The sequence below is a fragment of the Paenibacillus sp. ALJ109b genome (assembly GCF_010747435.1).
Taxonomy (GTDB): Bacteria; Bacillota; Bacilli; order Paenibacillales; family Paenibacillaceae; genus Paenibacillus; species Paenibacillus taichungensis.
Map to the genome: position 1 here is coordinate 106,660 of NZ_JAAIFP010000015.1, position 13,025 is coordinate 119,684.

A 13,025-nucleotide genomic window follows, 5' to 3' on the forward strand; every position below is an offset into this window, starting at 1 on the left:
ACGCGTCAACTCTACCAGTATAACGTTCCGGCCCAGCAATGGAAAGGGTGCCCCGAAACCCAACAATAACTTGAATTTCGAGGTCCAATTTGTATTTGCTACTCAGATATTTGGAGGTTGGGTCAGTCATTCTGTTAGATGAATCTCTTCTATAACTTACGTTACGATTTCCGATGCCAGCTGCGCTCCAACAAGCTGCCCGGACAATGTCACAATCGGTGTTCCGCCTCCCGGATGTGTCGTTCCACCCACGTACCACAGCCCTTTGACATCCTTGCTTTTATTGCCGGGACGCATGAAGGTCTGCTTCACCGAGTTGGACGAGATGCCGTAGATCGACCCTCGATGAGCGAGTGTATCCCGTTCTATATGCTGTGGCGTGTACCGGATCAGCACATCCGACTGCTTCAATCCCGTAATGCCCCGCTCGGTCAGCTTCTCCAACACCAATTCGCCATAACGGTCCATCTGCTCATCCCAATGCCAGGAGTCCGACAAATACGGAGCGTTCACCAGAATGAATAGATTGCTGGCTCCCGCTGGAGCCATACCCGCTTCCGAATAACCGGAATAACAGATATAGATCGTGGGATCAGCAGGCATTTTTCGGTCACGGAAAATATGGTCAAACTCCGGTTCATACCGTTCCGGGAAAAAGACGGTATGGTGCAGCAGGGATTCATACTGTCTCCGCACACCAGCCAGTGTCACGAACCCGGATATCGACGGCTCATACTTGCGAATTCGCTCATCGCTCATCTGTTTGCGATATTCTGGCGCAAGCAGCAGCCGATTGACGCTCAGCACATCTCCATTGGCAACGACCTGATCGGCTTCCCGGAAGCCCTGATCCGTATCCACACCTGCCACTTTACCACTCCTGACAACAATTTGGCGGACTTCGATGCCAGTAATGATCTGCACCCCTTTTTCCTGAGCAAGCCGTGTCATTGCTTCTATTAGTTGATAGGTTCCACCCTTGACCCCATAGATGCCCTCTTCTGCTTCCACATGACCCATCATGGCAAAGATCGAAGGCGCCTGATATGGCGATGACCCAACATAGGTTGCGTACCGACCGAACATCACAAGGGTATGGGGGTGCTGGAAATAAGAACGCAGCAGCTTATCCAACTTCACTGTAGGCCGTACGCGCAGCAGACTGCGCAGCATTCGAAGATTATATTTATCCTTAGGCGATAACAGCAACTTTCCAAGAAAATGCCGATTGGCTTCCGCATACAGCGCAGCAGACTCATCCATAAATGCATCATAACGAGCCGCATCTTCCGGGCTGTAGGCAGCAATCTGCTCCTTCATCCACTTTCGATTGCCTGATAAATCGACCACGGTCCCATCTGCAAAAATATTACGTGTACGTGGTTCCAACTCGTATAACTGAACGTAATCCTCCATATCCACACCTGCATGATCGAAGACGGAACAGAAGCTTGCGGGCATCGTGATCGTACTTGGCCCTCGGTCAAAATGATATCCATCCTGCTCAATCTGTTGCAGCTTTCCACCGACCCGCTCCTGCCGCTCCAGAATGGTGACCCTCACTCCTTGCGAAGCTAGCCGAATGGCACACGATAGACCTCCAAATCCTGCTCCGATAATAATGACGTTACCCTTCAACTGTACCGCCTACCTTTCCATACATACCCCTTGCCGGAACGACCTGCCTGCCAGGAAGCGATGCCGATCGCAATGACACATGCCATGCTAATCGGTTGCAGGAAAGCAAGCCACCAGGGTTGTCCCCCAGCGTGATCCGATACCCTTTTAACTCCCATCCCGAGTACGGTCCCCACAAGACCATAGATGATGGACGTAGCATTGCCCGTCAACAAACCGATAACCAGACCGAGCGGAGGCACAATATACATCAGTGTATACATCAGCATCGTGCCTAATAGCAGCACATCTTTGCGCCCCATGCCTTCGTACATGTTTTTCTTATAGCCGTTCCACACTTCTGCACCATTCTGGTACATTCGTGTATTCGTTACATCATGAACATCGGCCAGCATGACGGGATATCCCGCACGCTTAACCGCCTTGGCCAGACTCATGTCATCGACCAGATCAGCCTGGATTGCAGCATGTCCACCCGAGGCCTTATAACTGGAACGGTGAATGAGCAAAAACGCCCCTGTAGCGGCTACAAACATCGGATTAGATGATCTGCGTATCATGAAAATGGGAAGATGACTGATGATGGTGAACACCATCATAGGCACAACGAGCTTTTCCATCCAGGTCTTCGTCACCTGATAGGGGAATCCTGTGACGAGGCCGCCGCCCTGCTCACACCCCGCAGCAATCGTCTGCCGGATGGCTGCAGGTTCCAAGCGCACATCGGCATCCACGAACATAAACCATTCACCCTTGGCCTCCTGCACCAGTCGGTGACAAGCATGAGATTTTCCCATCCAGCCTGCGGGAAGCTCCACGCCATGCAGCAGGCGTACACGTGGATCATGATCGGCAATCGCCTGAATTATGGCTGCGGTCTCATCTTCAGAGCGATCATCCAGCACCAGTACTTCCATTCGAAATCCGGATGTATCGCTGGCAAGCACACTTTCTAGACATCCTTGAATGTGCAGTTTCTCGTTACGTGCAGGAATCAGTACAGAGACCAGGATATCCTTGTTTTTCAATTCATCTGCGTTGAATGAACGCACTTTGGGCAGACAGGTGACGTTCCATATTGCAAATATCAACTGAACGCCCAATACACAAGTAAGTATAATCCAACCTATTTCAGATGCATTCATCGCTAACGGTTCACCCGCTTTCGTGCCGCATCGTATTTTTCACTTGTTGAACGCACATGGCGAATCAGTGGAAAAGCACCCGGCAAACTCCCCTGCCCGATGCGTACCAGTTCTGATTTATGATCATTCAACTGCTTCTCCAGCACCCTGCTCAATCTGGTCGCAATCTCTTCACTCTTCCATGCCTTCCAATCTTCTATCACAGGCGTACCCACCTGCATCGATACCTCTGGCAAATCATGCTGAACCATGCCATGACACAAAGTCACAGGTACAGCTACGGCGCGTGGGGAGCGGCGAAGCAGCAGACCAATGCCTGGGCGAAACTCAATTGGCCTGGCATCCTGATGCAGAATTTCCCCTTGGGGAAAGATCCAGGCCCTTTTCCCGGAATGAAGCAGCTCGGTCGTATATTGTAATGAGGTTCGAATGCTGGATGCATTCTCCTTGTTGATTGAATACGCGCCAAGTTTACGGAAAAAGGCATATTGTCTCAGCTGCTCTTCTTCCATCATGACATAATGATCGCCTCGGGAAGTCTGCTGCGATGCATGATAGAGCAGTAGACCATCCCACCAGGAGCTGTGGTTCATGAAATAGATGACCGGTTGATCCGGTTCCATGGGTGAACCCGTATTCGGTAGCAGCGGGTCCAATGAACCTGATAATGTAAACGAGCGAAAACGTCTCCGCAGCAAATAATAATGATTGTATAAGGAAAAAATCCGGTTAAACGATTTTGATTTTACGGCGCGAATCATATAGCCAGCTCCCCTCAGCAAGAAGCACACCTAAAATAGCAATGATGAAGCTGCCCGTAATTCCTTCTTTGAGAGCTAACAGCCCAAACAAAAGAATAAACAGCTGATACAACCATTTCGCACGCAGCAATGAGCTTCGATCTGAAGGCATTGCCGGAAGAAACAAGGAGAGGAACGCTCCCATTACAAACCAGCTTATGTAATTGGTCCAGGGCACACCGTAGAATCCACCTGGAGCTTGCCATTGCCAGAATCCTCTGGCATGCGCTACCGGGTCGAGCACCAGGTCGAGCACGATGGCCCAAAATCCAGTCTTAACCGCCCGAATCAGCTTGCCCGTCCAGGTCGATCCACCGCCACTGAGCAGAGCCGAGTTACCAACCACGGCAATCCAGGCGAAGCCTAATGTAACGGGTACACTGAACAGGTGGATTCCGAAGAAGTCCGAATACGAATATTCGCCAAAGGGCCAGTGTGTATGCACGCCGACCCATTCTACCCCCATGCCACCCAGCCATATAATAAAGGAAACCAGCCAGAGTTCAGGTTTCATCCAAATGACTGACTGGTCGGACAACCCCGTCCGTTTCCGTCCTTGATATATCAGATCCAGCACATACAGTGCATAGAAGATTAGAAACAATCCGTTGGAGAAGGACAGTACATCCGGAACACCGATCGTCAGCATCAGTACCGCTCCGATGATATACCACGCCCAGTACAGGCCCTGAACCATCAGGATACCGCCGTGCGGGAGGCTTGGTAAGCCAGCATTGGATAACGTTTCACAATGGCACCCAGCATCTCCAGTTTCAGTTCATCACTTACAAATGCACGCTTCGTATACACGTCATAGTCGTTGCGCTCAACCGCATGTAGAATAGTGGAATAAAAGGCTGCTGCCAGCTCAATCGCAAATGCACTTTCGGTTGGATACGTATCTAGACGGTCCATACCAATACGGAACCAGCCCAGCGCAGCTACTTTCAATTCATGAATAATGGCTTTAAACCTTTTGTCAACAACACCGTTAGCCCAATCCTGTTCGGAATATCCATGCTTCTCCATCAACTCCAGCGGAACGTAGCGACGGGCTCTTGCCCGGTCCTCGCCCACATCACGGATAATATTGACGATCTGCATACCTTTGCCCAGTGCGATCCCGTTCATCGCCACGTCTGTACCGTTATCATCGCGCAATACAGGCAGCAACATCTCGCCCACGGTTCCGGCAACCAGATAACAATACTGCTCCAGTTCCTCTATCGTTGTATAATGTGTGACTTTAAGATCGGTTAATTGACCGTCCATTTGACGGAAGAAAGGCCCCTTGTCCAGATGAGGGAAGCTTGTAAACAGCCATCGTAATGCCGGCCAAATAAAGTGTCCTTCCGCTTCTTCCAACAGATTGAACAGATGGCGGATTTCATGAATCGTATAGGGCGATTGCTCCGGCTCATCCACACTGTCATCGATCATGCGGCAAAAGGCATAGATCACGTACACGGCCTCGCGGCGTGGGCTGGGCAGACCTCTGAAGGCTTGATAAAAAGATGACGAGCCCTTTTGCATTAATTCCTCACACTTGTTCAAAATCGCTTCATTCATGTTTCCATCTCCTCCGTGAGTAGATTCACTGCCATCCGTGCACTTTGCATCACAATAGGAACCCCGCCTCCCGGATGTACAGAAGCACCAGCCGCATATAGTCCCCGGATTGCCGGAAACGGCTTCGGTTGTGGACGATATACACCGGATTGAAACAGCACGGGTGCAATGCCAAAGCTGCCGCCGCCATACAGCCCGTCACGCTCAGCGTCAGCGGGTGTACGTATTTTTTGCCACTTGATCGCTTCACGGAGTCCCGGGAATCCGCGTTGTTCCGCTTCTTCCAACACTCGTTCTGCCAGCGCCTCGGTCTCCTGAGACCAGTCGACACCATCGGCATCCGGCACCGGAATTAGGAAGTACAATACACTCTGACCTGGCGGGGCCGCTGTCTCGTCCAATGCAGCCGGATTGAATACATAAAAAGAGGACTTCGCCGGAATGCGGCGCCGGTTGAACACTTCCCGCAAACTGCCGTCCAGACTTGGAGGCAGGAAAAACTGATGCGTCGTTGCATCATCCCACGTTTTGTCAACACCCGCATAGATCAACACACATCCCGATGAGGGACGATATGGCTTTCGTTTGCGTGAACCATCAAGCGTCTGACCAAGCAGGCCCGACAGATGGGGGAAATCGCCATTGTAGATAACTGCATCCACATTTTCTGCGCCTGCGGCGGTTTCTATACCCTCGCATACACCATTTTTAATACTCAGTCCCGTCACTTCGGTATTTAATACGATGCGACCACCACGTGATATCAGTTCCTGTTCCAGTATGGCAGGTAATGCCGCATAACCACCTTTCACCATCCAAATGCCATATTCGTGCTCTGCATAAGGAAGCAGGGAGTAAATACCGGGCGTACCGAAGGGAGACCCTCCAATATAGAGACTTTGCAGCGAATATGCATCCAGCAGCTCCTCATGTTGGAAGTAATCGCCTACAGCCTTCCGTACACTTTTGTGAGCACGCAATCGGCCCATCAAGGACATCAGAGACGGAGTGAAGAAATCCCTTTTTCGCGGAAAAGCCCGTTCCAGAAAAGCAGCCCGTCCTGCCGGAAACAGCGTGTCCATATCTTTCATAAATTTCGAGAATCCCTGACTTTCTCCAGGGAAGAGACGTTCAATCTCTTCGGCCTGCTGTTCACGTGCCGTCATTTTGGTCATCACACGGCCGCTGCTATAATGCACCCTGTACAATGGATCACAACGCAGCAGCTCAATCTTCGAACGATCCACCCCTGCTTCATCCAAAATGCCAAGCAGCATCTCAGGCAGAAGTACTATGGTCGGGCCTTGATCGATCCGATAGTCCCCTTCCTGCTCGTAGCCGATACGACCTCCAACTCTGGAACCCCGTTCGTATATCGTTACGTCCCAACCCTGTTTATTCAGCAGCAATGCTGAAGTAAGGCCGCCTATACCTGCACCTACGATGGTAGCCCGTTTCATGAATGGCCTCCCGCTTCCGCCGTTTTCACATACGAGGTTGGTTTCGAGCGCTTGCGAGCATCCTCTTCCTGGATCAGTTTCACGCTAATCCGGGCCGATTCAAAGATGGTCGGCAATCCACTACCCGGATGCGTTCCGCCACCCACCAGCCACACCCTTTTCAACTCTTCAAACTGGTTATGTGGCCGCAGATACATCATCTGCCCAAGATTATGAGCCATATTAAATGTTGCTCCGCGGTACACGTCGAGTTCATTTTGCCAATCCAGCGGTGTAAACATCATGGATTCTTCAATACGACTGCGGATGTCTGACAACTCAGGAATCGATTCCATTCGCTTCATCATCGCCTCCCGCACATTCTCCCGTTCTACCTCCCAATCGATGTCTCCGGTAAGGTTCGGCGTAGGCATGAGAACATATAATGCAGATTTTCCTTCCGGTGCGAGCGTCGGATCGAGTCTGGAAGGGTTATGAATATAGAGGGATGGATCCGCAGACAGTACTTTATGCTTCGTAATCTCGTCGACGTTAAGTCGATAGTCCTCGGGAAAATAGATGGAATGATGCGGTAAATCCACTTCACCGTCCACACCCAGATACAGCATGGCTGTGGAGCAAGAGAATTTTTTACGCTTCATTTTCTCCGGTGTATATTTCTTAAGTACGCCTGGTTCAAACAGATGCTTCACGGCATGTGCAAAGTCTGCATTAACAACGACATGATCTGCTTCAATGCGTTCCCCATTTTCAAGCAAAACGCCTGCTGCACGACCATTGCGAACAATGACCTGTTTGACCGGACAGGATGTATGTATTCGTCCTCCATATTCTTCAACTACATCAGCCATGGCTTGAAATACACGATTGACGCCGCCAATGGGGTGAAACAACCCATAGTTGTGCTCAATAAACGACAGAACCGTAAACGTACCCGGGCAATCCCACGCAGACATGCCAAGGTATTTGGATTGGAACGTAAATGCCCAGCGCAAGCGCTCATCCGTGAAATAGCGAGACAGAATGCCATAGACTGTATTGTTAATATCGAGTTTTGGCAGAGCTGTGATGGCATCTCTTCGCAAATAGTCTGCCAACTTGCCGAAAGGTCTACGCAGCAAAGGCATGACTTTGCCAAACTTCACTTCCTCTTCCTGCATGAACCGAAGGTAATTGTCCTCGTTGCCGGGGAAAAGTTTCTTGATCTGTGCGGCTGTATCTTCACGGTTACGGGAAGGCTTAAACACCTTATCGCCAAAGTTCAGGGCATACAGTGGAGTTAGCTCTTTCATCTCCACATAGTCGGATAATTGGCGTCCCACAACATCGAACATCTCTTCAATCAACTGCGGCATCATCAAGAACGTTGCACCCCGGTCGAACCGATATTCGCCCAGCTCCAGTCTGGCAGAACGTCCCCCGATGACTGGCTGTTTCTCATATACATCTACTTCGTACCCCTGGCCGGACAATAACATCGCTGCTGCAAGTCCACCCGGACCTGCACCAATGACTGCTGCACGTTTACGTTGCTGATTCGGTATCATGCCACTCACCTTTCCTATGTTAAGAACTATCTCTAGTACTATAGTCTCTAACCTATTATTAAACCGCCCTTGAACTGTTCAAGCGGGTAAATGCAAAAACATTATACAAATGTAGTACAAATATTATACAACCTATTAAATCAAATAATGACCCGCTGGTCAAATTCTCTAGTAAGATATTTTAGAAGCAAAAAAAACACCCTCCGCGCTCTTGCGTCAAAGGATGTCCTGTATACCTAAACCTATACATTTTATTTAAAAATACATTTTCAAAAAAACACGAATCAGTTATCTTCGCCCAGGCGATGGTTCAACAAAATACTCACGTTCCATCCACGATTGCCAATCCGCTGAATTTCCGGGCATAATCCACTGCGGATAACGTGCGTTTTCTGCACGCTCATAACCCTTCCCTCCAAGTACAAAGCGCATATCAGGGAACTCGTCCAAAATTCGTCCTATGAGTTGATCACACCGTTCAACCAGTTCTGAACTGGTAACCGAAAGACAAACCAACCGAATGTTCTGCTCCCGGATAATTGGGTATGTTCCTTCTTCGGGTGTGTCGGCTCCGAGATAGAGCACTTCAGCACCATTTTTACGCATAAACAGGGAGAACAACAATAAGCCTACCTGATGATGCTCCCCTTCCGGGCATAAAGCCAGAACTTTGGGCAGATGCGGATAGATCGGGAACAGATGGAAAAACTGATAAAAGCGCTGTGAAATCAATTGAGTCATAAAATGCTCTTGAGCGACCGAAGCCCTGCCCTGCTCCCATGCATCTCCAACACGAACCAGAATGGGCACCAGCACATGATAAAACATTGAATCATATCCGTACATGGTGAAGCCAAAATCAATCAAACCATTGGCCCGTTCGCCCTGAAAGTTGTATAACGAGTCGTAGATCTGATCGGCTATACGTACATATGCCTCTTCCATCGTGGGTACTGGTGGCGTAAATGACGTAGGCACTGCAACAGCTTCCTGTGAACTGGTTTTGTTCACCTTCAGCATGCGTACCGCTTCCGAAATATTTGTCTGGTGCTGCTCCACCTGCTCTTTCAACCAGCGCAGATCTGCAACATTCTCTTCCGTGTACAAGCGATAACCCGATTCCGTCCGCTCAGGGGTGACCGCACTGTACCGATTCTCCCAAGCCCGGAGCGTTACCGTCGGAATACCCAGCATGGCAGCGACTTGTTTGATGGAATACACCTTATTACCTACTTTCTTTCCTGAAATAGCCGGACTTTCATAGGTTAAACGAATCCTTATCCCGTCCTTGTCAGGTATATGAAAATCCGAACATTCCACAAAAATAATACACTCATTATACACAACGGTCATATGCATGTCGATTGAATCGATCGAATTGGTTTGCCTTTCCTGACTACTTAAATAATCCGTCAGTCACTCTGCTTCAATGTTGTCATCCGGGTGGTAATAGAAGTCAGCAAGTTCAGAAAGGGGAGTTATTGTTGTTTTCTTATTATCGCCGCCAGACATCAGGCCGCAAGTCTTCACGCGGCAAATTTCCATACATACGAACAGGTCTCGTACTACTGGTCCTATGGCTCATCGCCGTCATGCTCTACCAGACCTATAAACCTTTACCAGCCGGCGTTTCCTATGAAAGTCCTGAATACCGTGTGGATCAGGTGCAATTTCTGCATGATCTGACTTACCCCTCTGCTGACGGACAGATGGAGCATGAACAACAGATCTTCCAGCGCATGCAACAGATCGTTGAAGACGCGGAACAGTTCGTCGTCGTTGATATGTTTTTATTCAATAACTACCAGCACAAAGGTCAGCAATTCCCACCCATAAGTACAGAGTTCACAGAAACACTGGTTGCCAAAAAGCTTCAGAAACCGGATATGGATATGTGGTTCATTACGGATGAAGTAAACACCAACTACAACTCTGCACCCAACCCGTTACTGGAGCAGATGAAACAGGCCGGAATTCACGTGGTCATTACAGATGAGGACCCTTTACGTGACTCCACTCCAGTCTATTCTGCGGTCTGGCGCACCTTCTTCCAGTGGTTTGGTCAATCCGGGAAGGGATGGATTCCGAACCTGATGGCAACCGACGGACCGGATGTCACTGTACGTTCCTACCTTAAGTTGCTCAATGTGAAAGCCAATCATCGCAAAGTGGTGGTCAGTGAGAAGACGGCTATTGTGTCCTCAGGCAATGTTCATGATGCCAGTGCCTACCATTCAAACATCGCTTTTGAAATAACTGGACCGATCATCGGAGATATCCTTGAGTCGGAACAGGCTGTGCTGAATTTCTCAGGCGGGGGAAAACTTCCTTCATATACAGCTCCTTCTACAGATCCGAATAAGGGAGATTTGCGAATTCGTTATCTAACCGAGGGCAAAGTGAATGAGGCCGTGCTCCATGAGATCAATCAATCGGCAAAAGGTGACACCTTGTGGATGGGCATGTTCTACATCGCTTCCCCCAAAGTACTGAACGCCCTGCTCGAAGCCTCAAAACGGGGAACCGAGATACGGCTCGTACTCGACCCGAACGAAAATGCCTTTGGTCAGGAGAAGATTGGTATTCCCAATCGTCCTGTAGCTGCTGAGTTACATGATAAATCGGATGGCAAAATTCAAATTCGCTGGTATAACACTACCAAGGAGCAGTATCATACCAAGATGATGTACATTGCCAAAGCCACCGGGGATCATATCGTCCTTGGAGGATCGACCAACTTCACCCCCAGAAACATGAATGATTATAATCTGGAAAATGACCTCTGGGTTGCTGCCCCACCAGACAACTCATTCACTCATGATGTCGCGAATTATTTTGACCGGATATGGAATAATGAAGATGCAGAGTTCACCCTGGAGTTAGATGAATTTCAGGAGAAGACTACATTTTTGAAAGAAATCGTATATAAGCTGCAGCTGATTTTGGGTTTAACGACCTTCTAATTGAAATGAAATCTCAAACATAAACCCGCCTGTACACTATCGTGCAGGCGTTTTTTGTGCCTTGACAGGGAATGTGAAATGTGAAAATATAGTTTACCTAACGACCGTTAGGAAGGTGATAATAATGACTGCACATTTGATTCGGGATGCAGCCCTGTTCCATTTTGCAAGAGATGGATATGAAGGAGCCTCCTTAAGAGCAATCGCTGACGAAGTCGGGATTAAAAAACCGTCCATATATGCACATTTTAGCGGCAAGGATGACCTGTTTTTGCAAACCCTTGCGCATGCATTCAAAGATGTTCAGCGTCGAACGCTGGAATACTTCCGTGATCACGCCGATCTGCCACTGGAACAAAGGTTGAAGGGTTTGCTGATATGGTTTGAGCAGGAGTACAACTGTAATGCCTCTGCCCGCTTTATGCTGCGTATGTGTTATTTCCCGCCGCTTTCGCTATATAGCGAAGTAATGGATCTCGTTTATCCGTTCCTGGACGGTATGGAGCGGTCACTGACACGAATGCTGCAAAGGGCGACGCGCAAGGGGGAACTACAGGCTGTTCCAGCAGAACAAGCTGCGATTACTTATATGACTTTTCTCGATGGCATCACAGTTGAGATTATTTATGGAAGTTCACGTCGATACCGAAGACGGATTGAAGCTTCCTGGCCAGTCTACTGGCATGGCATTCATCATCTGAAACAAGAGGCACAGCCCGTTGTGCTGAAAGGAGATTCATCATCATGAACCGCAACTGGTTATATGTATTTATCGGGGGACTCATTGAGATTGTATGGGTAAGTGGGCTGAAACACGCCTCCAATGTTTGGGAGTGGGCTTTGACAGCCCTAGCCATCATTCTCAGTTTTGGATTAATCATTGCTGCTTCCAAAAGATTGCCTGTGGGTACGGTATATGCTGTATTTACGGGGATTGGTACCGCAGGTACGGTACTGACTGAAATGCTGCTATTTGGTGAAGCATTCTCACTCGCCAAAGTTTTGCTAATCGGTCTTTTGCTATGTGGTGTGGTCGGACTGAAATTGGTCACGGATCAACAATCGGCAAAAGGAGGTGAAGCTTAATGGCTTGGATGGCAATTGTAGGTGCAGGCATATGTGAAATTTTTGGCGTCATCGGCATTAATGGTGCTTCTTCCCGGAAGGGCTGGCCTTATATCGTGCTCATGCTTGTATCGTTCGTATTCAGCTTCTCCCTGTTATCCTATGCGATGATGTCTATTCCCATGGGTACCGCGTATGCCGTGTGGACTGGAATTGGTACGGTGGGCAGCACGCTAACAGGGATGTTCCTGTTCGGTGAGCGGAAGGAAGCCAAGCGGCTGCTGTTTATTGCCATGATTTTGGTGGCGGCGATCGGATTGAAACTGATAACGTAAATACCTTCATTATATTTTTTACAATATTTAATTATTAATAAAGACGACTTCGTTCAGGAAGTCGTCTTTTTGGGATATGATATAAAAGGAAACCTCCTCACACTCTGTTACGTAAGAAAGGATGTCGTGATGATAAAGAAATTGTTCGCGCGCATGGGTTCTTTTACCGGTTACATCTTTCTGATCGCTGTGGGAGCCTTTTATTTGTTTGCTCTTGTAGCCATCATCCTTCTAGCCATTTACGCCTTTAAGGGCGGAGCCTGAAATAGATTATTTTGAACTCCTCCTACTCAGCTTGCTCACCCTAACTAACATGAGTACTCATGATTATCATACATATCGCAATGAGCATTCGTCGCTCATTATATAGCCTTGATGGCGTCTACATGATATATGAAAAATGCTCCAACCCCCTTATATCACGCCTCTTGTTTTTCCATTTTTCTCCCATTTGAATTCCGTTATCTTTATCGTTTATACTTGGTTTGACCCTAAAGTCAATT

The 13,025-nt window shown here is 48.6% G+C and carries 13 protein-coding genes; 5 read left to right on the forward strand and 8 right to left on the reverse strand.

Features of this window, described 5'->3' with window-relative positions:
• Positions 1 to 156: 156 nt before the first annotated feature.
• The 8 genes from G3352_RS16545 to G3352_RS16580 form a co-directional block, all read right to left on the reverse strand.
• Positions 157 to 1,638: a phytoene desaturase family protein gene (locus tag G3352_RS16545; protein WP_163758084.1), complete on the reverse strand. Its 1,482-nt coding sequence runs from the start codon at positions 1,636 to 1,638 to the stop codon at positions 157 to 159.
• Entirely contained in the window at positions 1,635 to 2,783 is a 1,149-nt protein-coding gene (locus G3352_RS16550) for a glycosyltransferase family 2 protein (protein ID WP_163758086.1), read from the reverse strand. Before G3352_RS16550 ends, G3352_RS16545 begins: the two co-directional genes overlap by 4 nt.
• A 2-nt stretch (positions 2,784 to 2,785) precedes the next feature.
• Entirely contained in the window at positions 2,786 to 3,544 is a 759-nt protein-coding gene (locus tag G3352_RS16555; RefSeq protein WP_163758087.1) for a lysophospholipid acyltransferase family protein, read from the reverse strand.
• A complete protein-coding gene (locus tag G3352_RS16560; RefSeq protein ID WP_163758089.1) occupies positions 3,513 to 4,280 on the reverse strand; it encodes a carotenoid biosynthesis protein in 768 nt (255 codons plus the stop codon). Before G3352_RS16560 ends, G3352_RS16555 begins: the two co-directional genes overlap by 32 nt.
• On the reverse strand, positions 4,280 to 5,152 hold the full coding sequence (locus G3352_RS16565; RefSeq protein ID WP_163758092.1) for a phytoene/squalene synthase family protein: 873 nt from the start codon (positions 5,150 to 5,152) through the stop codon (positions 4,280 to 4,282). Before G3352_RS16565 ends, G3352_RS16560 begins: the two co-directional genes overlap by 1 nt.
• A complete protein-coding gene (locus G3352_RS16570; RefSeq protein ID WP_163758094.1) occupies positions 5,149 to 6,612 on the reverse strand; it encodes a phytoene desaturase family protein in 1,464 nt (487 codons plus the stop codon). Before G3352_RS16570 ends, G3352_RS16565 begins: the two co-directional genes overlap by 4 nt.
• Positions 6,609 to 8,159 carry a phytoene desaturase family protein gene (locus G3352_RS16575; RefSeq protein WP_163758096.1) on the reverse strand — a complete coding sequence of 517 codons (1,551 nt, stop codon included), beginning with the start codon at positions 8,157 to 8,159 and terminating at the stop codon, positions 6,609 to 6,611. The genes G3352_RS16570 and G3352_RS16575 overlap by 4 nt, the downstream gene beginning before the upstream one ends.
• 288 nt (positions 8,160 to 8,447) lie before the next feature.
• Positions 8,448 to 9,512, reverse strand: coding sequence for a MerR family transcriptional regulator (locus G3352_RS16580; RefSeq protein WP_205524903.1), 1,065 nt, complete (start codon positions 9,510 to 9,512; stop codon positions 8,448 to 8,450).
• A gap of 239 nt (positions 9,513 to 9,751) precedes the next feature.
• Here G3352_RS16580 and G3352_RS16585 point away from each other — a divergent pair, with 239 nt between their 5' ends.
• The 5 genes from G3352_RS16585 to G3352_RS31435 all read left to right on the forward strand — a co-directional run bounded on the left by G3352_RS16585 (position 9,752) and on the right by G3352_RS31435 (position 12,786).
• A complete protein-coding gene (locus G3352_RS16585) occupies positions 9,752 to 11,122 on the forward strand; it encodes a phospholipase D family protein (RefSeq protein WP_240343115.1) in 1,371 nt (456 codons plus the stop codon).
• Between the two features lie 124 nt (positions 11,123 to 11,246).
• Positions 11,247 to 11,870, forward strand: a complete 624-nt coding sequence (locus G3352_RS16590) for a TetR/AcrR family transcriptional regulator (protein WP_163758101.1) — start codon at positions 11,247 to 11,249, stop codon at positions 11,868 to 11,870.
• Positions 11,867 to 12,208: a DMT family transporter gene (locus G3352_RS16595; RefSeq protein ID WP_024632750.1), complete on the forward strand. Its 342-nt coding sequence runs from the start codon at positions 11,867 to 11,869 to the stop codon at positions 12,206 to 12,208. The genes G3352_RS16590 and G3352_RS16595 overlap by 4 nt, the downstream gene beginning before the upstream one ends.
• Positions 12,208 to 12,522 (forward strand): DMT family transporter, encoded by a 315-nt coding sequence (locus G3352_RS16600; protein ID WP_099857480.1) that lies wholly within the window; start codon positions 12,208 to 12,210, stop codon positions 12,520 to 12,522. The genes G3352_RS16595 and G3352_RS16600 overlap by 1 nt, the downstream gene beginning before the upstream one ends.
• 129 nt (positions 12,523 to 12,651) lie before the next feature.
• Entirely contained in the window at positions 12,652 to 12,786 is a 135-nt protein-coding gene (locus G3352_RS31435) for a hypothetical protein (protein WP_275898433.1), read from the forward strand.
• The last annotated feature ends 239 nt before the right edge of the window (positions 12,787 to 13,025 follow it).

Excerpts from the sequence above, each read along its gene's own strand:
- G3352_RS16550 (WP_163758086.1), bottom strand. The coding sequence starts at position 2,783 with ATGAATGCATCTGAAATAGGTTGGATTATACTTACTTGTGTATTGGGC.
- G3352_RS16555 (WP_163758087.1), bottom strand. The coding sequence starts at position 3,544 with ATGATTCGCGCCGTAAAATCAAAATCGTTTAACCGGATTTTTTCCTTA.
- G3352_RS16560 (WP_163758089.1), bottom strand. The coding sequence starts at position 4,280 with ATGGTTCAGGGCCTGTACTGGGCGTGGTATATCATCGGAGCGGTACTG.
- G3352_RS16565 (WP_163758092.1), bottom strand. The coding sequence starts at position 5,152 with ATGAATGAAGCGATTTTGAACAAGTGTGAGGAATTAATGCAAAAGGGC.
- G3352_RS16570 (WP_163758094.1), bottom strand. The coding sequence starts at position 6,612 with ATGAAACGGGCTACCATCGTAGGTGCAGGTATAGGCGGCCTTACTTCA.
- G3352_RS16575 (WP_163758096.1), bottom strand. The coding sequence starts at position 8,159 with ATGATACCGAATCAGCAACGTAAACGTGCAGCAGTCATTGGTGCAGGT.
- G3352_RS16580 (WP_205524903.1), bottom strand. The coding sequence starts at position 9,512 with ATGACCGTTGTGTATAATGAGTGTATTATTTTTGTGGAATGTTCGGAT.
- G3352_RS16585 (WP_240343115.1), top strand. The coding sequence starts at position 9,752 with ATGCTCTACCAGACCTATAAACCTTTACCAGCCGGCGTTTCCTATGAA.
- G3352_RS16590 (WP_163758101.1), top strand. The coding sequence starts at position 11,247 with ATGACTGCACATTTGATTCGGGATGCAGCCCTGTTCCATTTTGCAAGA.
- G3352_RS16595 (WP_024632750.1), top strand. The coding sequence starts at position 11,867 with ATGAACCGCAACTGGTTATATGTATTTATCGGGGGACTCATTGAGATT.
- G3352_RS16600 (WP_099857480.1), top strand. The coding sequence starts at position 12,208 with ATGGCTTGGATGGCAATTGTAGGTGCAGGCATATGTGAAATTTTTGGC.
- G3352_RS31435 (WP_275898433.1), top strand. The coding sequence starts at position 12,652 with ATGATAAAGAAATTGTTCGCGCGCATGGGTTCTTTTACCGGTTACATC.